This is a genomic window from Streptomyces sp. NPDC052052 (genome assembly GCF_040680455.1).
Lineage (GTDB): Bacteria > Actinomycetota > Actinomycetes > Streptomycetales > Streptomycetaceae > Streptomyces.
Map to the genome: position 1 here is coordinate 251,329 of NZ_JBFAWU010000007.1, position 23,286 is coordinate 274,614.

General features: G+C 68.8%; 19 protein-coding genes. 5 read left to right on the forward strand and 14 right to left on the reverse strand.

Going from position 1 to position 23,286, the window contains the following annotated elements:
* The first annotated feature begins 804 nt into the window (after nucleotides 1-804).
* Together abc-f and AB0L71_RS11400 are read left to right on the forward strand one after the other, a co-directional pair.
* On the forward strand, nucleotides 805-2,439 hold the full coding sequence (abc-f, locus tag AB0L71_RS11395) for a ribosomal protection-like ABC-F family protein (protein WP_365240846.1): 1,635 nt from the start codon (nucleotides 805-807) through the stop codon (nucleotides 2,437-2,439).
* 685 nt (nucleotides 2,440-3,124) lie between these two features.
* Entirely contained in the window at nucleotides 3,125-3,592 is a 468-nt protein-coding gene (locus tag AB0L71_RS11400; protein WP_365240849.1) for a transglycosylase SLT domain-containing protein, read from the forward strand.
* A gap of 309 nt (nucleotides 3,593-3,901) precedes the next feature.
* On the opposite strand, the gene AB0L71_RS11405 is transcribed toward AB0L71_RS11400, so the two are convergent.
* Nucleotides 3,902-5,146, reverse strand: coding sequence for an MFS transporter (locus tag AB0L71_RS11405; protein ID WP_365240851.1), 1,245 nt, complete (start codon nucleotides 5,144-5,146; stop codon nucleotides 3,902-3,904).
* 330 nt (nucleotides 5,147-5,476) lie between these two features.
* Between AB0L71_RS11405 and ctaD the strand changes: the two genes are divergently transcribed.
* Complete coding sequence (gene ctaD, locus AB0L71_RS11410; protein ID WP_365240854.1) at nucleotides 5,477-7,198, forward strand: cytochrome c oxidase subunit I; 1,722 nt, start codon at nucleotides 5,477-5,479, stop codon at nucleotides 7,196-7,198.
* Nucleotides 7,195-7,584, forward strand: a complete 390-nt coding sequence (locus AB0L71_RS11415; RefSeq protein ID WP_365240856.1) for a cytochrome c oxidase subunit 4 — start codon at nucleotides 7,195-7,197, stop codon at nucleotides 7,582-7,584. Before ctaD ends, AB0L71_RS11415 begins: the two co-directional genes overlap by 4 nt.
* Before the next feature lie 86 nt (nucleotides 7,585-7,670).
* Here the strand turns inward: AB0L71_RS11415 and AB0L71_RS11420 are convergent, their stop codons facing one another.
* Complete coding sequence (locus tag AB0L71_RS11420; protein WP_365240981.1) at nucleotides 7,671-9,281, reverse strand: ubiquinol-cytochrome c reductase cytochrome b subunit; 1,611 nt, start codon at nucleotides 9,279-9,281, stop codon at nucleotides 7,671-7,673.
* Nucleotides 9,282-9,824: 543 nt separating this feature from the next.
* Here AB0L71_RS11420 and AB0L71_RS11425 point away from each other — a divergent pair.
* Nucleotides 9,825-10,862, forward strand: a complete 1,038-nt coding sequence (locus tag AB0L71_RS11425; protein ID WP_365240861.1) for an NAD-dependent epimerase/dehydratase family protein — start codon at nucleotides 9,825-9,827, stop codon at nucleotides 10,860-10,862.
* A 67-nt stretch (nucleotides 10,863-10,929) separates the two neighbouring features.
* On the opposite strand, the gene AB0L71_RS11430 is transcribed toward AB0L71_RS11425, so the two are convergent.
* The 12 genes from AB0L71_RS11430 to AB0L71_RS11485 all read right to left on the reverse strand — a co-directional run bounded on the left by AB0L71_RS11430 (nucleotide 10,930) and on the right by AB0L71_RS11485 (nucleotide 23,271).
* The gene (locus AB0L71_RS11430; protein ID WP_365240863.1) at nucleotides 10,930-11,358 is read right to left on the reverse strand and encodes a VOC family protein; all 429 of its coding nucleotides are present in this window, start codon (nucleotides 11,356-11,358) and stop codon (nucleotides 10,930-10,932) included.
* Between the two features lie 265 nt (nucleotides 11,359-11,623).
* Nucleotides 11,624-12,079 (reverse strand): lamin tail domain-containing protein, encoded by a 456-nt coding sequence (locus AB0L71_RS11435; protein WP_365240865.1) that lies wholly within the window; start codon nucleotides 12,077-12,079, stop codon nucleotides 11,624-11,626.
* A 203-nt stretch (nucleotides 12,080-12,282) separates the two neighbouring features.
* Nucleotides 12,283-13,044: a glucose 1-dehydrogenase gene (locus AB0L71_RS11440; RefSeq protein ID WP_365240867.1), complete on the reverse strand. Its 762-nt coding sequence runs from the start codon at nucleotides 13,042-13,044 to the stop codon at nucleotides 12,283-12,285.
* Between the two features lie 108 nt (nucleotides 13,045-13,152).
* Nucleotides 13,153-14,241: a 2-oxoacid:ferredoxin oxidoreductase subunit beta gene (locus tag AB0L71_RS11445; RefSeq protein ID WP_365240870.1), complete on the reverse strand. Its 1,089-nt coding sequence runs from the start codon at nucleotides 14,239-14,241 to the stop codon at nucleotides 13,153-13,155.
* Nucleotides 14,234-16,126, reverse strand: a complete 1,893-nt coding sequence (locus AB0L71_RS11450; protein WP_365240873.1) for a 2-oxoacid:acceptor oxidoreductase subunit alpha — start codon at nucleotides 16,124-16,126, stop codon at nucleotides 14,234-14,236. Before AB0L71_RS11450 ends, AB0L71_RS11445 begins: the two co-directional genes overlap by 8 nt.
* On the reverse strand, nucleotides 16,123-17,376 hold the full coding sequence (locus AB0L71_RS11455; protein ID WP_365240875.1) for an FAD-dependent oxidoreductase: 1,254 nt from the start codon (nucleotides 17,374-17,376) through the stop codon (nucleotides 16,123-16,125). The genes AB0L71_RS11450 and AB0L71_RS11455 overlap by 4 nt, the downstream gene beginning before the upstream one ends.
* A complete protein-coding gene (locus AB0L71_RS11460) occupies nucleotides 17,373-17,933 on the reverse strand; it encodes a DoxX family protein (RefSeq protein WP_365240877.1) in 561 nt (186 codons plus the stop codon). The genes AB0L71_RS11455 and AB0L71_RS11460 overlap by 4 nt, the downstream gene beginning before the upstream one ends.
* A gap of 41 nt (nucleotides 17,934-17,974) precedes the next feature.
* The gene (locus tag AB0L71_RS11465) at nucleotides 17,975-18,277 is read right to left on the reverse strand and encodes a hypothetical protein (RefSeq protein ID WP_365240880.1); all 303 of its coding nucleotides are present in this window, start codon (nucleotides 18,275-18,277) and stop codon (nucleotides 17,975-17,977) included.
* A gap of 67 nt (nucleotides 18,278-18,344) precedes the next feature.
* On the reverse strand, nucleotides 18,345-19,796 hold the full coding sequence (locus AB0L71_RS11470) for an NAD-dependent succinate-semialdehyde dehydrogenase (protein ID WP_365240883.1): 1,452 nt from the start codon (nucleotides 19,794-19,796) through the stop codon (nucleotides 18,345-18,347).
* Nucleotides 19,797-19,813: 17 nt separating this feature from the next.
* Entirely contained in the window at nucleotides 19,814-21,499 is a 1,686-nt protein-coding gene (locus AB0L71_RS11475) for an OB-fold domain-containing protein (RefSeq protein ID WP_365240886.1), read from the reverse strand.
* On the reverse strand, nucleotides 21,499-21,825 hold the full coding sequence (gene fdxA / locus AB0L71_RS11480; RefSeq protein WP_365240889.1) for a ferredoxin: 327 nt from the start codon (nucleotides 21,823-21,825) through the stop codon (nucleotides 21,499-21,501). Before fdxA ends, AB0L71_RS11475 begins: the two co-directional genes overlap by 1 nt.
* A 69-nt stretch (nucleotides 21,826-21,894) precedes the next feature.
* On the reverse strand, nucleotides 21,895-23,271 hold the full coding sequence (locus tag AB0L71_RS11485) for a cytochrome P450 (RefSeq protein ID WP_365240891.1): 1,377 nt from the start codon (nucleotides 23,269-23,271) through the stop codon (nucleotides 21,895-21,897).
* Nucleotides 23,272-23,286 lie beyond the last annotated feature (15 nt).

A 23,286-nucleotide genomic window follows, 5' to 3' on the forward strand; every position in this document is an offset into this window, starting at 1 on the left:
TCGACGACGTCCACCCCCAATCGATCTTCATCTGGACGCCCTCGACCGGCCGGACCCGGGTGTGCGACGCGACACCGATCACGGGCCGACGGGGCGAAGGGTGATCGTTCCGGACGTCCCGGCACCCCTGAACGGGATGACAAGGTGCGGCCGATCCGGCTCCGCATTTCGATGTGACGCCCCATCAGGCACAGGGCCAGCGTGCCCAGTTCGCCACGTCAATCTCCCTGAGCGGGCCGATCTCTGCATACCGGCTGCTGAACGATGGCGTTCACTCGGTTCAAGACGTTGACGAGAGCGATGAGGAACACCAGGACGGCGAGTCACTCCTCGTCGTCGCCGTTGCCGGTGTTCGCCCAGGCCGCAGATCTCCGCTGTCGCTGCTGCCGAAAACACACCCTGTGTCGGAGCGGCCCGGCGCCGTGCCCACACGGCCGGATGTGACGCGCGTCCGCCCCTGGCACACCGGCCCCGAGGCCACTGGCGACGGAGGCTGGAACCACCGCCGGCCCCCGGACCCGCGGTGCACGCGATCAGCAGCGATCCGGGAAGCAGAAGGCACCCCTCCCCGCACCGCCGACGAACTTTTGTTGACTGCGCTATCGTGGTGGGGACTCTCGCCGCATAACGAGGAGACCAGTCATGGTGGGTGACGACGACATCTCCGGGTGATACCCGGTTCTGATCGGCCACCGGCCGGTGCCACGGAGCACCGCCGCAGTGGCTGCTTCGCCGTCCCCTTTCAGCCATGCACCCGGAGCAGAAGTCTCTGCCTGCCCGGCATTCCCTTACGAGGACTCCTCCATGTCCGACGCTTCCATCGTCTGCTCGAACCTGTCCTTTTCCTGGCCCGACGACACCCCTGTCTTCGAGGGCCTGTCCTTCACGGTGGGCAGCGGCCGCACGGCCCTGGTCGCGCCCAACGGCTCCGGCAAGAGCACTCTGTTGAAGCTCATCGCCGGCGAACTGCGACCCACCACGGGATCGGTGTCCGTGACCGGCGTGCTCGCCCACCTTCCGCAGAGCCTTCCACTGACCGGAAACCTCACGATCGGCGAGGTCCTGGGTGTCGCCGCGGTGATCCGGTCCCTGGATGCCGTCGAGTCCGGGGACGTGAGCGAGGAGCACTTCGCGATCATCGGTGACGACTGGGACATCGAGGAACGCACGCACACGCAACTGGACCGGCTCGGCCTGTCCGGCCTGAGCCTCGACCGGAGCCTGAGCACCCTCAGCGGGGGCCAGATCGTCTCGCTCGGTCTCGCGGCACAGCTGCTGAAGCGGCCCGACGTACTGCTGCTCGACGAACCGACCAACAACCTCGACATCGATGCCCGCCAGAAGCTCTACGCCGTCCTGGAGGAGTGGAACGGGTGCCTGCTGGTCGTCAGCCACGACCGGGAACTCCTCGACCGCATGGACCGGATCGCGGAACTCGACCGCGGGGAACTTCGTTTCTACGGAGGCGACTTCACCGCATACGAGGCGGCCGTGCGGGCCGAGCGGGACGCCGCGGAGAAGAACGTCCGCAACGCCGAGCAGGAGTTGAAACGCCAGAAGCGCGAGATGCAGCAGGCTCGCGAGCGCGCCGAACGCCGCGCCTCCAACGCCGCTCGCAATCTCAAGGACGCGGGCCTGCCGCGCATCTTCGCCGGGAACATGAAGAGAGGCGCCCAGGAATCAGCGGGACGGTCGGGTCAGATGCACGCCTCGCGGGTCAGCGAGGCCCAGGCTCGGCTCGACGAAGCGGGCCGAGCCCTGCGTGACGAACAGCTGATCACGCTGGATCTACCGGACACCGAGGTCCCCGCCGGCCGCACCCTCTTCCTCGGCGAGGAGATGCAGATCCGCCACGGCGAACGGGCACTCTTCGCCGGATCAGGCATCGACCTGACGGTTCGCGGCCCCGAACGGATCGCCCTGACCGGCCCCAACGGCGCCGGGAAGACCACATTGCTGCGTCTGCTGAACGGCGACCTGGCCCCGGACAGCGGGCAGATCAAGCGGGCCGACGGCCGGATCGCCTACCTGTCGCAACGGCTGGACCTGCTGGACCTCGACCGCACGGTGGCCGAGAACTTCGCCGCTTTCGCCCCGCACAGGCCGCAGGCCGAGCGGATGAACCTGCTCGCACGCTTCCTCTTCCGGGGTGCCGCCGCCCATCTGCCCGTCGGTGTGCTGTCCGGCGGCGAACGGCTGCGCGCCACCCTGGCCTGCGTCCTGTGTGCCGAACCGGCACCCCAGCTCCTCCTTCTGGACGAGCCGACGAACAACCTCGATCTGGTCAGTGCGGCTCAGCTGGAGAGCGCACTGGGCTCCTACAGGGGAGCGTTCGTGGTAATCAGCCACGACACCCGCTTCCTCGCCCGGATCGGTGTCGATCGATGGCTGCGGCTGGCCGAGGGCAAGCTGACGGAGACCGGAGCCCCCGCCGCGTGAGCTGAGCCGCTGCCGTCCGACGGGGCCCGCAGAAGGACCGCATCCACCGCGCCTGCCTGTCGGCAGGGCGGTGTCACCGGCCGCCCCCATGGGGGGCGGCCGCCGGCGTTCCAGCGCGGCCCCTGCCACGGTCACCAATCGGCCGCGTACCGGGAGCCGCCCCTTCGCGGCGGGCGGCTCCGTCGGCCCGGACGGTGGTCCGCCGGAGCAAAGCAGAGCGGTTCCCGCGATGTTCCTCAGGACCACCCGAGTCGGGCTCCCGTCCCGGGACCGAGGACATAAAAGCCCGGTGGTGGCCAGACCTCCGGCCCATACGACACCCGAACGGCCCGCGCTCCCTGCCGATTCGGTCCGGCAACCCACCCCGCCCATTCATAGCCACGTCACGCACAGAGAGAATTACGCTGCGCCAGAAAGACACTTCCTTTTATGGCGCAGGCCACATGACCTACCTCACCTTTGTCCCACTTTAGGGCGCTTTCCATGTGGGGAAGGCCACGTGATGGCCGTCACTATGAAATCCAATAGTAGTGAGGGCGGTGCTGATGGGCGCACCGTTCCCGCCGCATTCCATTGCTTTCATACGCTCAACACTAAGCTCAATAGTAAGAGGCGGGTGTTGACCTGAATTTCTCTTCGCTTAACAATTCTTGGCATCACCCCCCGAGTGAAGAGGAATTACCACATGCAGATCACCGCAATGCCCAAGAAGTTCGCCCGCATGACCAAGACCAAGACGATCTCCCTGGGCGTGGCCGCGGCCGGCGCCGCGATCATGGCCGGCACCATCACAGGCGCTCCGGCCGCCTCGGCAGCCACTCCGGCCCAGGCCAGCGGGAGCGTCCACGCCTGGATCACCCAGGCGCTGGAGGTCATGCACGCGAAGGGCATTCCCGGTAGCTACGACGGCATCCACCGCAACCTGATGCGCGAGTCGGGCGGCAACCCCCACGCCATCAACAACTGGGACTCCAACGCCGCCAAGGGCATCCCGTCGAAGGGCCTGATGCAGGTCATCGACCCGACCTTCAACGCGTACCACGTGAGCGGCACCTCGACGAACATCTACGACCCCGTCGCCAACATCACCGCCGCCGCCAACTACGCCGCCGACCGTTACGGTTCGATCGACAACGTCAACTCCGCCTACTGACAGACCGATCCGCCCGTCCCGGTCGCTCGACCGGACCGTTCCCCGGTCGGGCCGCATGGACCACCGGGATGCGCCGCACGCCACGGACGGTCGGCCCTTCCACTGGCCGACCAAGCGTGACCATCGCAGAACGCGAACCATGCAGCGCAGGAGACCACTCTCCTGCGCACCCCATAAATCCGCAGGTCAGGGGCTTGGGGAGCTCGACTCCCCCATGCCACGTGCTCCCATGAGGCATCCATGCCCCTGCCGCGGAAACACATCGCTCCCCTGGGGCGCTGTCGGCGCCCCGGAGCTCCCCTCAGCAGGTCAGTGACGCGGAGTCCCGCAGGATTCGTCCATCGAAGCCCGCTGCTGATCCGGGAGGGAACGCCTGAGCGTCGCACGCTGGGTGTCGGCGGCCGGGGCGAGGAAGACCGCCACTGCGACACAGACGAGAACCACGGTCATCGCCGCGCGCAGTCCGTAGTGGTCGCCGAGGAAACCCAGACCCGGTGGCCCCACGAGGAACGCCACATAGCCGATCATCGCCACCAGGCTCACCCGCGCCGCGGAATTCGGCCCGGAGTCCCCGGCCGCGGACAGGGCCAGGGGGAATCCGAGCGAGGCTCCCAGCCCCCACAGGAGCACAGCGGCCCCCGCGAGGAGCGGGGAATCGGCGAAGATGACGACGGAGAGTCCGAGCGCAGCGGAGATCGCGCTGGCGCGGACCACGGGGACACGGCCGAAGCGATCGATGAAGAAGCCGCCACCGAAACGTCCGACGGCCATGGCTGCGGCGAAGCCCGCGTACACGGCCGATCCGAGGGCGGGGTCCATGTCGTGTCCATCGACCATGAGCAGGGGCAGCCAGTCGTTGGCAGCACCCTCTGCCAGAGCCATGGTCAGCACGATCCCGCCGATCAGCAGTAGGCGCCGGTCCCTCCAGACCGCAGTGCTTTCCGGCTCACCACCGTCCCTGGCCTGCTCGTCATCACGGGTTCTGCCGACTCCGTGAGGGATGGCCCGCAGGGCACGGACGAACATGACGGCTGTGACCACGGCGATGACTCCCAGGTGCCAGTGCACCGGGAATCCGACGGCGGTGCAGAGAATGCCGAGCAACGCTCCTACGACCGTCCCGAGGCTGAAGAAGCCGTGCAGGGTGGGCAGGACCGGCCGGCCGGTGATCCGCTCGACCTCGGCGCCCTCGATGTTGACCGCAACCTCACTGCCCCCCATCCCGGCACCGAAGAGGAACAGCCCGGCCATGACGGCAGGCGCCGAAGGCGCCAGTGATCCGCCGGCGATGGCCGCCGTGCCGAGGATGACAAGCACCGTTCCGGCAGCCATGACCGGTCTCGTCCCGAACCTCGCGACCAGTGCGCCGGAACCGAGGATGCCGAGCATGGAACCGATGGACAGGCCGAACAGCACGACCCCCATCTGCGCGGTCGAGGCTCCCAGTTGATCCCTGATGTCAGGCGTCCGTGTCACCCACGAGGAGATCGACAGACCCGGCATGAGGAAGAAGAGGAACAGTGCGGTGCGGCGGCGCCGTGTGGCCAGGTCCATCAAGACGAGCTCGTTCCAAAGGTGAGGTAGCGAAGAGCGCAGGGTGCCCCGGGCGAATGCGCACCAACGTACACGCCCGGACCTGCGGGGACTCCGGCACGGCCACCTCACAGGCGAGCGGCCGGGCGGCACGGGCGGCCCAAGAGCGAGCGTTCGCGGTCATCGGTCGATCCGCGGAGCCGCCGTACCCCACTGGTACATGGACGCGCACCCGGGCCCCGTGGAGGCTGATCAGCTCACAGAAAGGTTTCCGGCTGTCGGAAAGGGGCTACCCAGGATGCGCGGTGACGAGCCCCGTCACTTGTCGCCGCCCGGAACGACGGAGGCGCCATGTCACAGCTGGAACACCTGCGGCGGACACCGCCGGAGAGGGATGCGGCCGACAACCCCCGTGTACGCATGGGCTGCCGGATCCGGGAGATCGTGACAACCACCGATCACAAGACGATCGGCAACCTGTACCTCGTCACCGCCTTCGGCTTCTTCCTGTTCGCAGGCGCGCTGGCGATGATCATGCGCGCCGAGCTGGCACGGCCAGGACTGCAGATCCTGGATCCGGAGCGGTACAACCAGTTGTTCACCGTGCACGGCACCGTGATGATGCTGCTCTTCGCCACGCCCACCTTCGCCGGGTTCGCGAATGCCATCATGCCGCTCCAGATCGGCGCCCCCGACGTGGCGTTCCCGCGGCTCAACGCCCTGACCTACTGGTTGTTCCTTTTCGGGGGCCTGATCGTCGTCAGCGGTCTCGTCGTTCCCGGTGGTGCCGCCTCCTTCGGCTGGTTCGCCTACGCCCCGCTGAACAGTGCCATCCACACCCCCGGCGCAGGCGCTGATCTCTGGGCCATGGGACTGGTCCTGAGCGGCATCAGCACCACCCTGGGTTCGGTGAACTTCGTCGCCACGATCCTCTGCCTGCGTGCCCCGGGAATGACGATGTTCCGCATGCCGATCTTCACCTGGAACATCCTCTTCACCTCGATCCTGGCGTTGCTGGCGTTCCCGGTCCTGACGGCGGCGCTGCTGGCGCTGATGGCGGACCGCAAGCTGGGTGCGCACGTCTACGACCCCGCCAACGGAGGAGCACTCCTCTGGCAACACCTCTTCTGGTTCTTCGGCCACCCGGAGGTCTACATCGTCGCTTTGCCGTTCTTCGGCGTGGTGACCGAAATCCTCCCCGTGTTCAGTCGCAAACCCGTTTTCGGCTATGTCGGAATGGTGGGGGCCACCATCGCCATCACCATGCTCTCGGCCAGCGTCTGGGCTCACCACATGTTCGCCACCGGTGCGGTGCTGCTGCCCTTCTTCTCACTCATGTCGTTCCTGATCGCGGTACCGACCGGTGTGAAGTTCTTCAACTGGATCGGCACGATGTGGAACGGGAGCCTCTCGTTCGAGACCCCGATGCTCTGGGCCATCGGATTTCTCGTCACCTTCCTCCTGGGTGGCTTGAGCGGTGTCCTCGTCGCATCGCCGCCTCTGGACTTCCATGTGACCGACAGCTATTTCGTGGTTGCTCACCTGCACTACGTCCTGTTCGGCACGATCGTCTTCGCGATGTTCGGTGGCTTCTACTTCTGGTGGCCCAAGATGACCGGAAAGATGCTTGATGAGCGTCTCGGGAGAATTCACTTCTGGACGCTGTTCATCGGGTTCCAGACCACCTTCCTGGTCCAGCACTGGCTCGGCGAAATGGGGATGCCGCGCCGATACGCGGACTACCTCGCGGCCGACGGCTTCACCGTACTCAACAGCGTCTCGTCAATCGGGGCCTTTCTGCTCGGCCTCTCCACGCTGCCCTTCCTCTACAACGTCTGGAAGACCGCCAGGTACGCTCCCCCAGTGACGGTGAACGACCCCTGGGGCTTCGGCCGTTCGCTGGAATGGGCTACGAGCTGTCCTCCGCCGCGGCACAATTTCGATGCTCTGCCGCGCATCCGTTCCGACTCACCTGCTTTCGATCTGCATCACCCCGAGGCGCTGGGGCCGGGGACACCGGAACCCGGGGGAAGTACACCGACCCCGGACACGCTCGGGGGGCGGAGCGAATGAAGTCGGAAGCACGGCTCTTCGCGGGCGTGGCCCTGTTCTTCCTGCTCACCGACGCGGCCTACATCTGGTTCGCGCGCGAACCGGCCGGCTCCGCCGCCCTCACGGTTTCCTTCCTCATGTCCGCGCTGATCAGCTTCTTCTGCTGGGCGAACTACCGCAGAAGGGGCACGAGACCGGAGGACCGCCCGGACTCCGAGATCCAGGAGCGTTCCGGCATCGTGGACTTCTTCCCTCCGCACAGCGCCTATCCGGTGATGATCGCCGTGGGCATGGCGTTGATGGCCCTCGGCATCGTCTATGTGGTCTTCCTGTTCCTCATCGGCCTCGGCATCACCCTTGGTGGGGTCTTCGGCATGACGTTCCAGTTCGCCGGGCGGAACGAGTGAGTCATACCGGAGGAGCGGGACGGGCCCTGTATCGGGCCACTCCACTGGGACGAACTGCTCCCGCATGAGCAGGACGGCCGCATCCCTCACCGATCCTCCAACTCACCCACCGGGTCTCTCAGCCTTTCGGTGATCTGCGCACGCTGTTCTTCCGTCACCGGCATCTCGACCCGGTCGCGGTAGTACCAAGTGCTCAGCCGGGAACGGACCCGTGCCCGGAGCGGCACCTTCCCGCCGGGCACAGCCAGCGGCCGTGGAACATCCCTCACCAGCGCCTTGTAGCGACGGGTGCTGTCGAGCGGCCGGTGGCCGCCGCTGATCGCGCCATAGACGTTCTGCTCCACCTGCCCCGTCTCCTCTCCCTTCGCCACGACCTGACGCTCATGTGCCTGCAAGGCGAGGCACACGCGTTTCGTGACCAGAAAGGCAATCACCGGGCCGAGGAACACGGCGATTCTGAGAATCCAGGTCAGTGTTTCGAGGGAGACGTGGAAGAGAAACGCCGTGACGTCGTTGCCGCCCGCGATCAGCAGTACCGCGTAGAAGACGACCGCCGCCACTCCCAGGCCCGTGCGCGTGGGGCGGTCCCGAGGCCTGTCGCACAGGTGATGTTCGCTGTCGTCGCCGGTGATCCATCTCTCGAAGAAGGGATACAGGTAGAGGACCATAAAGAGCAGTCCCGGCAGCAGTACCGCCGGGACGAGCACGTTCCACATGAGCGTGTGTCCCCCCACGTCGTTCTCCCATGGGGGCATCAGACGCAGCGCGCCCTCCAGAAATCCGACGTACCAGTCCGGCTGCGAGTCGGTGGAGACCTGGTCCGCCCGGTAGGGGCCGTAGCTCCAGACCGGATTGATCTGGGCGGTGGCACCGAGCCAGGCGGTGACACCCGCGACCATCAGGCTCAGTCCTGCCGACTTCGCGGTGAAGTGCGGGAACATCGGATGTCCCACCGCATTGCGGTTGGTCCTCCCGGGTGCCGACCACTGTGTGTGTTTCAGATAGACGACCATCGCCAGGTGGACGACCACCAGGGCGATGAGAAGTCCGGGGACGAAAAGGACGTGGACGATGTAGAGGCGCGGGAGAATGGAGTGGCCGGGAAACTCGCCGCCCCACAGAAATTGGCTCAGGTACGTGCCGACGACCGGAAGTGAGTTCACGATGGTGTTCGCGGTGCGCATGCCGGTTCCGGACAGCAGGTCGTCGGGCAGGGAGTAGCCGCAGAAGCCTTCCAGCAGGGCCAGCAGGAAAAGCGTCACGCCCACCATCCAGTTGCCCTCCCGGGGCCGGCGGAACGCTCCGGTGAAGAAGACGCGGAGCATGTGCAACCCCAGGGCCGCGACGAAGATCAGAGCGGCCCAGTGATGCATCTGCCGGATCAGCAGTCCGCCTCGCACATCGAAGCTGATGTGCAGCGTCGTGGCGTACGCCTGGGAGACCGTCAGGCCGTGCAGGGGACTGTAGGAACCCAGGTAGGGACCGGGTTTCATGCTGGGGTCGAAGAACAGCGTCAGAAAGGTGCCCGTCACCACCAGGACGATCAGACTGTACAGAGCGAGTTCGCCCAGGAAGAACGACCAGTGGTCCGGGAACGCCTTGCGCATCAGGCCCTGGGCGGCCTCCGAAAGAGGAGCGCGGCGGTCGACCGCCCCGTAGCCCGCCTCGGCGGCCTGACGCGCCTTCTCCTTGAGCATGCGTCTGCGTCCGGGGAACAGAAGCACCGGTCAACTCCCTCGTCGGCTTGCGGGTGTCACACCGAGAAGCGCGCCCGCGGCACACACCGCGGCACTGTGCACTATGCGGTCCGACCGGCACGTTCCGCCGCATTACGCAGAACAGGGGCACGGCCCTCACACGATCGCCTCCGACGCGTCACGTACGGCCTTCGGAGACGTCCGACCCCGCGCAGCGCTGCTCTGCGGACGGACCGGACGTGCGGCGCTGTCCGCGGCGCAGGGAGTGAGTGCGCTTGCCGGCCTCCCTCTGTGACGTTCCCGCCGCCGCGTTCGGACGTCTTCCCCCGAGAGGCGAGATGGCCGAGTCACTGGTGTGCTGGATGAGTCGGCCCATACGGACGAAGAGGGTGGCTGGACGACGCACACCGCGTCGGTGGCACCGTCTCGGTCTCCGGCGTCCACGGAGGTGCGGCGGACCCGCTGCCGCTGCTCACCATCCTGTTCGCCCAGAGATCCCGCTGCGGATGGTGGCAGGCCAACGTCGGAAGGGGCGGAATGACGATGAGCACACACGCGGGCTTGCGCGTCGTGGTGACGGGGGCGACCGGCAACGTGGGCACCAGTGTGATCGAGGCCCTGTCACAGGACCCGGACGTGGCGGCCGTCGTCGGTCTCGCCCGCCGCCTTCCGAAGATGTCGGTCCCGGGGGTGGAGTGGGCCACGGTGGACCTCTCCCGGCGCGACAGCCCGGCCGTCCTGGACCAGTACCTGGACGGCGCGGACACCGTCGTGCACCTCGCGTGGCGTTTCCAGCCCACCCATGCCCCTGTGCTCACCTGGCGGAACAACGTCCTCGGGTCGATCCGCGTCTTCGAGGCCGTGGCGAGGGCGGGCGTACCGGCCCTGGTGCACGCCTCCTCGGTGGGGGCCTACTCCCCCGGGCCGAAGGTCGAGCCGGGCGTGACCGAGGAGTGGCCCACGCACGGCTGGCCGGATGCCGCCTACTGCCGGGAGAAGTCCTACCTGGAGCGGGTGCTGGACGCCTTCGAGCCTCGGCACCCATGGGTCCGGGTGGTCAGAATGCGGCCCGGTTTCCTGTTCAAGGAGCAGGCCGCCAGCGAGCAGCGCCGGATCTTCGCGGGCCGCTACGTGCCCGGCGTTCTGCTGCGCCCGGACCTGCTGCCCTTCGTGCCCGATCTGGCGGGGCTGCGCTTCCAGGCCCTGCACACCGACGACGCGGCGCAGGCCTACCGGGCGGCTGTGGTCGGTGACGTGCGCGGACCGTTCAATCTGGCGGCGGAACCGGTCATCGGTGCGGCGGAGCTCGGCGAGCTGCTGGATGTCAGGGTGGTACGGGTACCGAGGGCGCTGGTGCGGTCGGCTCTGGCCGCGGCGTGGCGCGCCCACGCGGTTCCGGCTTCTCCGCATCTCTTCGACGCGGTGCTGCGGCTTCCCCTTCTCGACTCCTCCCGGGCGCGTGACCTGCTGGACTGGCAACCGGCGAGGACGGGGCTGGAGGCCCTGGCGTCGTTCCTGAGCGGTGTGCGCCGGGGCGCGGGCCTGGAGACCCCGCCCCTGGTCGGCAGGCGCTGGGGATGACCGGCCGGACCGCCCCGGCGCCGGGGCGGACCTGGTGGACTCTGGTCAGCTCCCCGTCGGAGCATGCTCAGTCGATACAGAACTCGTTGCCCTCGATGTCCAGCATCGGGATGCACGAATCATTGCCGTCATACAGCGTTCGCACGTGTACAGCACCGAGCGGCACCAGTCGGGCACATTCGGCCTCGAGTGCGGCGAGGCGCTCTTCGCCCACGAGTCCGGTACCGACCCGCACATCAAGATGCACCCGGTTCTTGGCAGCCTTCCCCTCGGGAACGCGCTGGAAGTACAGTCGCGGGCCCACACCGGAGGGATCGCTGCAGGCGAACCACGAATCCCGCTCCTCAGCCGGCTGCGAGCGCTTGTAGTCGTCCCACGTGGCAAACCCCTCCGGCGGTTGCGGTACCTCGTACCCCAACACCTCGCACCAGAAGCGAGCGAGGCGCTCAGGTTCTGCGCAGTCAAAGGTGACTTGGAACTTCTTGATCGCTGCCATCGGCGCACCATAGCAGGGGACTCTTTTCCCAACGAGGCCCAACCTACGACGGGTGTACGCCCCGCCCACTCCCCGGCGCACTTCCCGTTCCCGCCCTGGACGAGAGGGAAGGATGCCGTCAGCCGCACAACCCATGTCCGGGAATCGGGGTGAAGACCGGCCAACTCCTGATGGTGGTAGGGCCGCCGACGGATCAGCCGGTACCGGGGCCCTGAAGTACGAACGCCCGCCCCGGTCGGGAGGCGGGCGTCGTCATCCGACGCGCTCAGCACATCTTGTAGTCGACCTTTGTCGAGTTGTACGAGCAGCTGTCGGCCTTGGTTCCGTTCGACTTCTTCAGTGTTGCCGTGTCCTTGTCGTTGTTCCAGACGTAGGCTCCACGGTTCTGGTACAGGGTCGTCGCCGTGTTCTTGCCTGTGCCGGTGCGTATGGTGACGGTCTTGCCCTTGCCGAGTGTGTAGGTGCCGAACGTGTACTTGTGGTTCGACGCGTCGGACAGTACCCAGCCCTTCAGGGATACACCTTTCGACGTGGTGTTCTTGATCTGCACGTACTCGCCGTTGAGGCTGGCGTTGGAGCCGGTGTCCTTGCCCGGTGAGTCGTAGTAGATCTTGTAAAGGTGAACCGAGCCGGAAGCAGCCTGCGCCTGGGCAGGCAGCAGGACCGCCCCGGCGAATGCCGTGGCAACGACAGCAGCGGCAAGTGGGCGGGAAGAGCGCATGTATACGTCCCAGGATCAGGCCAGGCACCCCCCTGGCGGCCTGGCAGACGCATATAATACGACCAAAGAACGGCTATACATCGGCTTTTGTCGAATAGTCACCTGCCGGTGCGGAGAGCAGCGCAACGGAACCTCTGGGCATGCGGCGACGGCAACCGTGCTGACGCACAGAGCACAGGCCCACGCACCACGGGACGGACCTGTCACACGGCCGCCCAGCCGTCATCGACCGGCAGGATCACCCCGTTGATGTTGCTTGCCGCGTCGGAGGCCAGGAACAGGATGGCCGCGGCCTGTTCCTCGGGCTGGGCCAGCCGGCCCAGGTTGACGAAGTGCGGCCCGAGCGTCGCGGGCCCGTGAGCATCCGGATCGGCGTCCACGACGATGCCCGTCGCGGTGCCTCCGGGTGCGATGGCGTTGGCCCGGATCCCGCTCTTGCGGTACATCACCGCCAGCGACTTGGTGAGGCCGACCACGCCATGCTTCGACGCCGTGTAGGCGGGACCGGCCGCACTCCCCCGAAACCCCGCTTCGGAGGCGGTGTTGACGATGACCCCCCGGCCTGCCGCGAGCATGTGCGGCAGCACCGCGCGGGTGAGCAGGAAAGGTGCGGTGAGGTTGACTCGTATGACCCGGTCCCACTCCTCGTCGCTCACCTCACCCAAGGCCGACATGCGGTCCATGATCCCGGCGTTGTTCACCAGGACGTCGATCGTGCCGAAGGTCCGCACGGCGGCGTGCACGACCTGATCGACAACGCTCTGCTCGACCAGGTCGCCCACGACGGCGAGCGCTGTGCCGCCGCCTTCCGTGATGGTCAGCGCTGTCTGGTCCGCGCCCTCCTTGTTGAGGTCCGCGACGACGACCCGCGCGCCACGCGCCGCGAAGGCCACGGCGGTGGCACGACCGATGCCGGAGCCGGCGCCGGTGACGATGACGGTACGTTCCTCGAAGTCGGTGGTCATGTGGTGCTCCTGTCCAGTCGGTCTTCCTGTGGTGAGGCAGTCCCTCTGATGCAGCCGCGCGCGAGGAGGGCCTTCGTCATCGGCCCCGCACGGACGGCCACGGGCGGCTCATCCCGCCGCGGTCCAGGTGTCGCCGCCCGCGAGGAGGGCGGAGAGGTCGCCGGGGCCCCGGGTGCGGACGGCGGTGTCGAGCTGTCCGGCCATCTCCAGGTCGTATACGGGACGCCGGACGGAGCGGAAAACGCCGACCGGCGTGTGCTGCAGGGTCTCGGAATCCGCGAGGCGGGACAGGGCGAAGGCGGTGACCGGGGAGGCCGCGTGGACGTCGTGCACGAGGACGTCGTCCTCGTTCTCCGGTGTCACCGCGACCACGTCCAGATCTCCGGTCGCGGCGTTCCGTACAACGCCTCGCGAAAGGCCGCATCCGAACCGGATCGGCTTTCCGTGCTCCAGCCTTACGAGGGCTTCTTCCGCCCGCCGTCTGTCCTTGAGGACGTCGAAGGCGCCGTCGTTGAAGATGTTGCAGTTCTGGTAGATCTCCACCAGCGCGGTGCCGGGGTGCGCGGCGGCGGCCCGCAGCACCTCGGTGAGGTGGCGGCGGTCGGAGTCGATGGTCCGGGCCACGAAGCTCGCCTCCGCGCCCAGGGCGAGGGAGAGCGGGTTGAAGGGGGTGTCCAGGGACCCCATCGGCGTCGATTTGGTGATCTTGCCGGTCTCGGAGGTCGGCGAGTACTGGCCCTTGGTCAGGCCGTAGATCCGGTTGTTGAAGAGCAGGATCTTCAGGTTGACGTTGCGGCGCAGGGCGTGGATCAGGTGGTTGCCGCCGATGGAGAGTGCGTCGCCGTCACCGGTGACCACCCACACCGAGAGGTCGGGACGGGAGACGGCCAGGCCGGTGGCGATGGCGGGGGCGCGGCCGTGGATCGAGTGCATCCCGTAGGTGTCCACGTAATACGGGAAGCGGGAGGAGCAGCCGATGCCGGAGATGAAGACGATGTTCTCGCGGGCGAGGCCGAGTTCGGGGAGGAAGCCCTGGACCGCGGCGAGGATGGCGTAGTCGCCGCAGCCGGGGCACCAGCGCACTTCCTGGTCGGACTTGAACTCCTTGATCGTCTGGAGGCCTTGCGCCTTGGGTACCAGCTGGAGGAGTTCGTTGCCGCGTGGTGCGTTCCCGGCCGGGGTGGGGGTGTCAGGCATCGATGGCCTCCCTGAGGGCGGCGGCGAGCTGTTCGGCCTTGAACGGCATGCCGTTGACCTGGTTGAAGGAGTGCGCGTCGACCAGGAAGCGGGCACGGACCAGGGTGGCGAGCTGACCGAGGTTCATCTCCGGGATGACGACCCGCTCGTAGGCGCGCAGCACCTCGCCGAGGTTGGGCGGGAAGGGGTTGAGGTGGCGCAGGTGGGCCTGGGCGATCGGCAGCCCGGCCGTGCGCAGCCGTCGTACCGCCGCGGTGATCGGCCCGTACGTCGAGCCCCAGCCCAGCACCAGGACCCGGGCGTGGTCGGGGTCGTCGGCCTCCAGTTCCGGCACCTCGATGCCGTCCACCTTGGCCTGGCGGGTGCGGACCATCAGGTCGTGGTTGGCGGGGTCGTAGGAGATGTTGCCGGTGCCGTCCTGTTTCTCGATGCCGCCGATGCGGTGTTCGAGACCCGGGGTACCGGGGATCGCCCAGGGACGGGCAAGCGTGCGGGGGTCCCGCTTGTAGGGCCGGAAGACCTCGCTGCCGTCGTCCAGGGTGTGGTTCGGTCTCGTCGTGAACTCCACGTGCAGATCGGGGAGTTCGTCGGGTGCCGGGATGCGCCAGGGTTCGGAGCCGTTGGCCAGGTAGCCGTCGGAGAGGAGGAAGACCGGGGTGCGGTAGGTGAGTGCGATCCTGGCGGCCTCGACGGCGGCGTCGAAGCAGTCGGCGGGGGTGTTCGGCGCGATCACCGGGACCGGCGCCTCGCCGTTGCGGCCGTACATCGCCTGGAGCAGGTCGGCCTGCTCGGTCTTGGTGGGCAGGCCGGTCGACGGGCCGCCGCGCTGGATGTCCACGATCAGGAGCGGCAGTTCCAGTGACACGGCGAGACCGATGGTCTCCGACTTCAGCGCCACCCCGGGCCCGCTGGTGGTGGTGACGGCGAGGGAACCGCCGAAGGCCGCACCGAGGGCCGCGCCGATGCCGGCGATCTCGTCCTCCGCCTGGAAGGTACGAACCCCGAAGTTCTTGTGTTTCGACAGCTGGTGCAGGATGTCGGAGGCCGGCGTGATCGGGTACGAGCCCAAGAAGAGCGGGAGCCCGGCTTGGTGGGCGGCGGTGATCAGACCGTACGACAGGGCCTGGTTGCCGGAGATGTTGCGGTAGCTGCCCGGCGGGAACGCCTGTGCTGCCGGGCTCACCTCGTAGGAGACCGCGAAGTCCTCGGTGGTCTCGCCGAAGTTCCAGCCGGCCCGGAACGCGGCGATGTTCGCCGCCGCGATGTCCGGCTTCTTCGCGAACTTCGCGGCCAGGAACCGCTCGGTTCCCTCGGTGGGCCGGTGATACAGCCACGACAGCAGCCCCAGCGCGAACATGTTCCTGCTGCGCTCGGCCTCCTTGCGGCTGAGGTCGAAGTCCTTCAGCGCCTCCACCGTGAGGCTGGTCAGCGGCACCGGATGCAGGTGGTACGCGTCCAGCGAACCGTCGTCCAGCGGGGACTTCTCGTACCCCACCTTCGCCAGCGCCCGCTGGGTGAACTCGTCCGTGTTGACGATGATTTCCGCACCGCGCGGCAGATCGCCCATGTTCGCCTTCAGCGCGGCCGGGTTCATCGCGACCAGGACGTTCGGGGCGTCGCCCGGGGTGAGGATGTCGTGGTCGGCGAAGTGCAGCTGAAAGGAGGAGACACCGGGCAGGGTGCCGGCGGGGGCGCGGATCTCGGCCGGGAAGTCCGGCAGGGTCGACAGATCGTTGCCGAACGACGCCGTCTGGGAGGTGAACCGGTCACCCGTGAGCTGCATCCCGTCACCCGAGTCACCCGCGAAACGGATGATCACCCGGTCCAGACGTCTGACGCCCTTGGAGATGGCTTCCCGCTTCGGCGGTTCCGTGTGGCCGATCATGCGGAGGGGCCCTCCATCGCTTCCTGATCGCTTCTCCGTGTGGCCGTGGGGACGGGCCTGCCCGCCTGCGCGAGCACGGCGTCGCGTGCGGCGCGGGAGGCGATGAGCGGCCGGTAGCGCATGGCCAGGGCCGGGGCGCCGAACGAGACCACCGCGCTCAGCGCGCCCTCGGTGAAGTAGCCGGCCACCGTGCCCTTGACGGTCGTTCCGCCGAGCCCCGCTCCGTGCAGTTCGACGACCTCGTCGGCCGTGTCGGTGTCCCCGAGCACCTGCACCTTCAGGCCGAACTGGTCGGACCACACGTACGGCGGCGTGGCGACAGGCCGCGGCGTTCCCAGAAGGTCGCAGGCCACCGCCGACGCCTGGTCGACCGCCGAGGTCCAGTGCTCGCGGCGCCGGTGTTCGGCGCGGACCGGATCCCACCACGCGGCGGCATCGCCGACGGCCCAGACTCCGGGTACGCCGTCGACCCTGCCGCCGTCGTCGCAGGCCACTCCCCCCTGGGCCAGCGGCAGCGCACCGTTCAGCCAGGCCAGGTCGGGCACGGCGCCCACGCTGACGAGGACGATGTCACCTGACAGCACCGTCCCGTCGGCGAGTTCGACCGTGTGCCCGTCCTTGAGCTCACGTACCACCGCTCCGCAGCGCAGGTCGACGCCCGCCTCGGTGAACAGCCGTCCGGCGAGCCCGCCGACCTCGGTGCCGAGAACGCGTGCGCATGGCACCTGCTGCGACTCCACGACGGTCACGGCGATGTCGCGTCGCCGCGCGGCCCACGCCACTTCCGCTCCGATGAAACCGGCTCCCACGACGACCAGGGAGCGCGCGGAGTCGAAGGCACGTCGCAGCGCCAGGGCGTCCTCGAGGCCGCGGAACGTCACCGCCCCGGCGGGCTGGCCCGGCAGACGGCGGGCGACCGCGCCGGTCGCGAGGACCAGTGCGTCCCCGGCGACGGTGTCGCCGTCCTCCAGAAGAACGCTCGTTCCGTGCAGCGCGACGGCTCTGGCGCCCAGTCGGACCGTGACGCCCAGCTCGTCCAGTGCTCGCCGGTCACGCAGCACCGCCCGGTGCGGTTCCCAGGTGCCGTGCAGGATCTGTTTGGACAGGGGTGGACGGTCGTAGGGCGGATGGGGCTCGTCGCCGATCAGAGTGACGCGCCCCTGGAATCCGCTGGAGCGCAGCTGCTCCAGTGTGCGCAGGCCGGCGAGTCCCGCCCCGACGATCACGACGTGCTGCGCAGGCGTGGTCATCGTGCGTCCCCCGTGGTCGCGTCACCGGAGCCGTCGGCTCCGGGTGCCGGCGCGGGACGCCGCCAGTACACGGCGAGTTGGAGTGCCGCGCCCGCGAGCCCCAACCCGGCAGCGACGGCGGCGGCCCGGCGGCCACCGTCCCGGCTGCCGAGGCCGAGCGCCGCGTCGACGCTCCATCGTCCGGGCCCGAGCGCCGCCAGGGCGACGGACGCGACGGCCAGATTCGCCACGTACTCGTATCCCTCGGCGTTCACGAAGAAGCCGTTGGGCTGGTGGACGGCCCGGGCGGCGACGGCCATCGTCCCCACGACCGAGGATGCGGCGAGGGGGGTGGCCGCGCCCGCGACGAGCGCGGCTCCGCCGCCGATCTCCACGGCCGCGCTGAGCCCGGCCTGCAGCCGGGGCTCGCGGAAGCCGATGGACCGGAACCAGCCCGCGGTCCCGTCGAGGGTCCGGCCGTGCCGCAGGCCGTGGACGATCATCGTGCCGCCGATGGCGGTGCGCAGCAGCAGCCGCGCCAGGTCCGTGCCGCGCGCGGGCGGCCTGTCTCCGGACACCGGTCGTTCCTCTCGTTCGTGCTCGTGGTTCGCGGGCGGACTCAGTCCGAGGCGGGAAGGGGCTTGGCGGACTTGATGGCGACCTCGGTGCCGTCGACGGCGACGGGGTGCCCGCCGGCGCCGACGCAGAGGAGTTCGACGTCGACTCCGCCGGCTGTGTACCGCTTGCCGAGGAGGGTGCCGGTGCCGGTGGTGAGGGGTGAGAGCGTCTCCCCCGTCGTACCGCGCGGCGCCATCGGGTGGCCTCCGCAGGTCACCGTGATCTCGACGTCGGGGCATCGGACGACGACGAGGGCCGTCGAGTCGACGGCGCTCTCCAGCGTCTGTCCCACTGTGAGCTTCATGCTGTGTTCCTTCGCCTCGTGTGGTGGTCCGTGCCGGCCAGTCGGTTGCCGTCCGCGCGGCGGATGGTCAGGTGGGTACGACCAGGCCGACGAGTGTGGTGTCGAGATATTCGTCGAGTCCTTGCGCGCCCCCTTCGCGGCCGAGGCCGCTGAGGCCCACACCGCCGAACGGGGCGGCTGCCGCGGTGGGGTTGATGTCGTTGACGCCGACGATGCCGAACCGCAGCGCCTCGCTGACACGTACGGCGCGTCCCAGGTCGTTGGTGTAGAGGTAGGAAGCGAGTCCGTACTCGGTGTCGTTGGCCCGCCGCACGGCTTCGTCCTCGTCGTCGAACGGGATGATCGCCGCGACCGGGCCGAACGTCTCCTCCCGGTAGATGCGCATCGACTCGTCGACGTCGGCCAGGACGGTCGGCGCGAAGAAGCGGCCCGCGCCGAGACAGTCCCCGTCGAGGCGGCTGCCGCCGATCAGCAGCCGCGCACCCTTGGCCACCGCGTCCTCCACCTGGTCGGTGACCTTCTTGAGCGCGGCGTCGTCGACCAGCGGGCCGACGGACACGCCGGGCCGGTCCCCCGGACCGGTCACCAGCCCGCCCACCCGTTCCAGCAGCGCCTCGGTGAAGGCGTCCAGGACCGTTCGCTGGACGAAGATCCGGTTGGGGCTGATGCAGGCCTGGCCCGCGTTGAGGAACTTCACCAGGGCCGTGCCCTTGGCCGCGTGGACGGGATCGGCGTCATCGAAGACCAACAGGGGTGCGTGGCCGCCGAGTTCCATGGAGACCCGCTTCATGGTCGCCGCCGCTCGGGCGGCGAGCTGCCTGCCCACGTCGGTGGAGCCGGTGAAGGTCAGCTTGCGCACCTCGGGGGCGTCGAGGAGGCGTTCGCCGACGGTGCCCGGACGGCTGGTGGTGACGAGGTTGGCGACACCGGGCGGGAGGCCCGCCTCGGCCAGGATCTCGAACACGGCGACCGCGCAGAGCGGGGTCTGTTCAGCCGACTTGAGCACGATCGAGCAGCCGGCGGCCACCGCGGGCGCGACCTTGCGGGTGATCATGGAGATGGGGTAGTTCCACGGGGTGATTCCCGCGACCACGCCGACGGGCCGGCGCAGCACGGTGAAACGCTGGCCGGGGCGGGCCGAGGGGATGGAGGATCCGTAGACGCGTTTGGGCTCCTCGGCGAACCACGCCAGGAATTCGGCCGCGTACCCCACCTCGTTGCGGGCGGCCTTGAGCGGTTTGCCCTGCTCCCGGGTCATCAACGCGGCGAGTTCCTCGCTGCGTTGGGTCATCAGCGTATGGGCCCGCCACAGGACCTCCGCGCGGCGGTAGGCGCTTTCCCGGCTCCAGGACGCGAACGCCTCCCGCGCGGCGGCAATGGCGCGGTCGGTCTCGGCGGCCCCGGCGTCGGCCGCGGTCCCGATGATCGCGCCGGAGGCCGGGTCGGTGACGTCGAACCGGCCGCCGTCATCCGCGGGTTGCCAGTGGCCGTCGATGTACAGGGTGTCTCCGTCGCGCACGCGTCCTCCGGTCGGTGTCACGAGTCGGCCCTCAGCAGCATCGCGCCGCTGGGAGTGAGTCCGCCGCTGCTGACGACGGCGACCCTGGCCCCCGCGACCTGCCGCTCGCCCGCGTCGCCGCGCAGTTGTACGACCGCCTCGTGGAGCAGCCCCATGCCGTGGGTACGGCCGTGCGAGAGCTGGCCTCCGTGGGTGTTGAGCGGCAGGACGCCGTCCCGGGCGATGTTCTTGCCGCCGTCCAGGAAATCCTTGGCCTCTCCGAGGCCGCAGAAGCCGAGCGCCTCGATCCAGGACAGGCAGTTCATGGTGAACCCGTCGTACAGTTCGGCCACGTCCACGTCGGAGGGCCGCAGTGTCGTACGCGTCCACAGGTGGGCGGCGGGCCCCATGACCTGTGGTTCATGGGTGGAGGTGCTCTGGTCCCACTCCAGCCGCTCGACCATCCGGGTGCCCGTCGCCTCCACCCGGACGGGCGGTACCCGCAGGTCGCCCGCGGTGTCCGCGGCCGAGACGACGACGGCGACGGAGGCGTCGCAGGGGACGTCGCAGTCGTAGAGACCGAAGGGGGTGGTGATGGGCCGGGCCCCCAGGTAGTCGTCCATGGTGAGGGGGTCGCGGTACACGGCGTCGGGGTTGAGGGCGGCGTTGGCCCGCTGGTTGAGGGCGATCCAGCCCAGGGTCTCCCGGGTGGCGCCGTAGCGGTGGAAGTAGCGCTGTGCGGTCTGGGCCAGGAGGTGCGCGGCGGAGGAGGCGCCGAACGGCATGCCCCAGCCCATGTCGCCGCTGACGCGTCCGCCGGAGCCGACGGCCAGGCGGCCCTCGCGGAGCAGGGTGTCGTGGGTGGACTGCCAGACCGTACGGAAGCAGAGCACATGGCGGGCCGCTCCGGAGGCGACCGCCAGCATCGCGGCGATCACCGAGCCGCCGGGGCCGAAGGTCTCGCCGCCGCCGTTGAACCAGGCCGGGCGGATCCGCAGGGCGGCCTCCAGGGCGGTGATGCCGCCTTCGCCGAAGCCGCCTTCCATGGATGAGCCGGGGTAGGTGGCCAGCCCGTCGATGTCGTCCATGGTCAGGCCGGCGTCGGCGACCGCTTCTCGGCACGCGTCAATGGTCAGGGACAGCGGGTCGCGCAGCAGTCGGCGCCCGATCGCCGAGCTTCCCACGCCGGAGATGACCGCGTCGTCCTCGAACTTCCTTGTTCCTGGCTTGAGTTGCGGGGAGAGCCGTCGCACCAGGGCGCGGGCCTCCTCGGCCGGCAGTACGTCCTCCGGGAGCGGCGCCGGCGCGGCAGGCTGGTCGGCGGCCGGGCGGAACAGCGGCAGCCAGACGTCCTCCACCTGCTCGAAGGTCACCTCCATCCGCATGCCGAGGCGGAGTTGCTCCTCGGTGCAGTCGACCAGCCGGGTGGTCAGTCTGACCCGGGGGTCCTCGTCCAGGGCGACCTGGGCGATGATCACGGGCGACGGAAGACCGGGCAGCCCGAACCGGTGACTGACGGTAAAGCCGAAGAGCGTGCCGGACCCCGACAGGGCGCACGGACTCAGCGTCGCGGTCCGGCAGTCCGGGCACACGGGTTTCGGCGGATGGACAAGTCCGGAGCAGGACGCGCACCGCTGTACGCGCAGCCGCCCTTCGCCACCCGCCGTCCAGTAGAACTCGTTCCACGGGGTGACCAGCGGGAGGGGCCTGCGTGCCGTCGCCATCAGCGGGCCTTTCGCGCGGGCAGCAGACGGACCGCCTCCGGGTCGGGCATGCTGCCCGGCTCGATCTCCGAGGCTCCGCCCGGTGCGCCGGTCGACGCGAAGAACGCGGCGTTGATACCGGTGAAGGCGGCCCACTTCTCGGGCAGGTCGTCCACGTAGAAGATCGCCTCGACGGGACACACCGGCTCGCAGGCACCGCAGTCGACACACTCGTCGGGCTGGATGTAGGCCATCCGTTCGCCCGGGTAGATGCAGTCGACCGGGCATTCGTCGACGCACGCCCGGTCGAGGACGTCCACGCAGGACTCGGCCACCACGTAGGGCACGAGGGACTCCAAGGGTTCGTTGGGACAGACTGGTACGAGGCGCCGACGCACCGAGGCGCGTGGCCGGGTTCAGACGTCGAGCCGGGCCGTCTCCCTGCGCACGGTCACCGGCTCGGCCAGGCGCTGCTCGTCGCAGACCCGCTGGAGCCGCTCGATCGTCTCGTCGAGCCCGGCGCCCAGGCGTTCGCCCGGGGTGAAGGTCGCCGGCAGCTTCTTCATCCCGTTGATGATGCCGGTGGTGTCGTAGTGGACCGCGCCCTCCGCCTGGCAGATGTAGTCGGGCATGCGTTCCAGCACGGCGGTGAGCATCGTCTTGAAGGTGGCCCGTGCCACGTTCGACCCGATGCAGCGGTGGATGCCGAGGCCGAAGGCGCTGTGCCGGTTTCCGGTGCGGTCGAGGCGGACCTGGTGGGGCTCGGGGAAGATCTTCTCGTCGCGGTTGGCCATCGCCCAGGAGAGCCAGAGGCGGTCGCCCTCCTTGAACCGGGTGCCGTTGACCTCGCAGTCCTGCGAGACCGTGCGCCCGTCGCCCTGCGCCGGGGTGAAGTAGCGCAGGAACTCCTCGGTGGCACTGTCCAGCAGCGTCTTGCTGTCGCGGCGCAGCCGGTCACGCTCCTCGGGGTTCTGGCCGAGCCATTCCAGGGAGTGGGCGGTCAACGCGGTGGTGGTGTCGAAGCCGCCGCCGATGAGGAGGCTGACGACGCCGAGTATCTCCATGTCGTCGGGGCGCCGGCCCCCGATGGTGACGGTGACGAGTTCGTGGATCAGCCCCGGACGGGGCACCCGGCGGATCTCCTGGATGCTCTCCATCATCCGCATGCCCATGCGCAGTTGGAGGTCCTTGACCCTGGGGTAGTCCGGCGAGTCCATCGGTGTGTAGACGCTCGCGTGGACGGGTTCGCAGTAGACGTCCCAGTCCTTGAGCGGCAGGCCGAGCATGGCGAGGGTGAAGACGGCCGGGACGACGTTGGCGAGCTGGTCGACGAAGTCGATACGGCCCGTCTGGATCACCTCGTCGAGGCAGGCCCGGGTCAGTTCCTCGATCAGCGGCTTCCAGCGCGCCACCGCGGCCGGGGAGAGGTAGGGGTTCAGGGCCTGCCGGTAGTAGCGCTGGTCCGGCGGGTCCATCTCCAGGAAGCCGCCCTGGGAGGTGTAACTGCCCTCGGGGGACGGGATGGTGATCCCCCGGTAGCCGCGCCGGACCCCGGCCACATCGTGGTCGTTGGAGAGCAGGTCGGCGCGTCGGGCGATGTCGAACAGTTCCTTGTTGCCGCTGGCGAACCAGTAGCCGCCGTGGGTGTCGTTCCACGCCATCGGGCACCGCGCGTGGAGATCGTCCGTGAGCTGTTCGAAGTCGACGCGGTAGCTGGTGGCGTGCCGGTCCAGACTGATCGCGGGACATCTGCGTGCCGCGTCGTCCGGCGCCGTCTCGTCCTGGTGCGACATGGCATTCCTCCGGTC

What these genes read in the sequence shown, in the direction of transcription:
- AB0L71_RS11475 (WP_365240886.1), bottom strand. Translation starts at nt 21,499, where the DNA reads ATGGCGACGGCACGCAGGCCCCTCCCGCTGGTCACCCCGTGGAACGAG.
- AB0L71_RS11430 (WP_365240863.1), bottom strand. Translation starts at nt 11,358, where the DNA reads ATGGCAGCGATCAAGAAGTTCCAAGTCACCTTTGACTGCGCAGAACCT.
- AB0L71_RS11425 (WP_365240861.1), top strand. Translation starts at nt 9,825, where the DNA reads ATGAGCACACACGCGGGCTTGCGCGTCGTGGTGACGGGGGCGACCGGC.
- AB0L71_RS11415 (WP_365240856.1), top strand. Translation starts at nt 7,195, where the DNA reads ATGAAGTCGGAAGCACGGCTCTTCGCGGGCGTGGCCCTGTTCTTCCTG.
- AB0L71_RS11435 (WP_365240865.1), bottom strand. Translation starts at nt 12,079, where the DNA reads ATGCGCTCTTCCCGCCCACTTGCCGCTGCTGTCGTTGCCACGGCATTC.
- ctaD (WP_365240854.1), top strand. Translation starts at nt 5,477, where the DNA reads ATGTCACAGCTGGAACACCTGCGGCGGACACCGCCGGAGAGGGATGCG.
- AB0L71_RS11400 (WP_365240849.1), top strand. Translation starts at nt 3,125, where the DNA reads ATGCAGATCACCGCAATGCCCAAGAAGTTCGCCCGCATGACCAAGACC.
- AB0L71_RS11465 (WP_365240880.1), bottom strand. Translation starts at nt 18,277, where the DNA reads ATGAAGCTCACAGTGGGACAGACGCTGGAGAGCGCCGTCGACTCGACG.
- AB0L71_RS11455 (WP_365240875.1), bottom strand. Translation starts at nt 17,376, where the DNA reads ATGACCACGCCTGCGCAGCACGTCGTGATCGTCGGGGCGGGACTCGCC.
- AB0L71_RS11420 (WP_365240981.1), bottom strand. Translation starts at nt 9,281, where the DNA reads ATGCTCAAGGAGAAGGCGCGTCAGGCCGCCGAGGCGGGCTACGGGGCG.
- AB0L71_RS11440 (WP_365240867.1), bottom strand. Translation starts at nt 13,044, where the DNA reads ATGACCACCGACTTCGAGGAACGTACCGTCATCGTCACCGGCGCCGGC.
- AB0L71_RS11485 (WP_365240891.1), bottom strand. Translation starts at nt 23,271, where the DNA reads ATGTCGCACCAGGACGAGACGGCGCCGGACGACGCGGCACGCAGATGT.
- abc-f (WP_365240846.1), top strand. Translation starts at nt 805, where the DNA reads ATGTCCGACGCTTCCATCGTCTGCTCGAACCTGTCCTTTTCCTGGCCC.
- AB0L71_RS11405 (WP_365240851.1), bottom strand. Translation starts at nt 5,146, where the DNA reads ATGGACCTGGCCACACGGCGCCGCCGCACCGCACTGTTCCTCTTCTTC.
- AB0L71_RS11450 (WP_365240873.1), bottom strand. Translation starts at nt 16,126, where the DNA reads ATGATCGGCCACACGGAACCGCCGAAGCGGGAAGCCATCTCCAAGGGC.
- AB0L71_RS11445 (WP_365240870.1), bottom strand. Translation starts at nt 14,241, where the DNA reads ATGCCTGACACCCCCACCCCGGCCGGGAACGCACCACGCGGCAACGAA.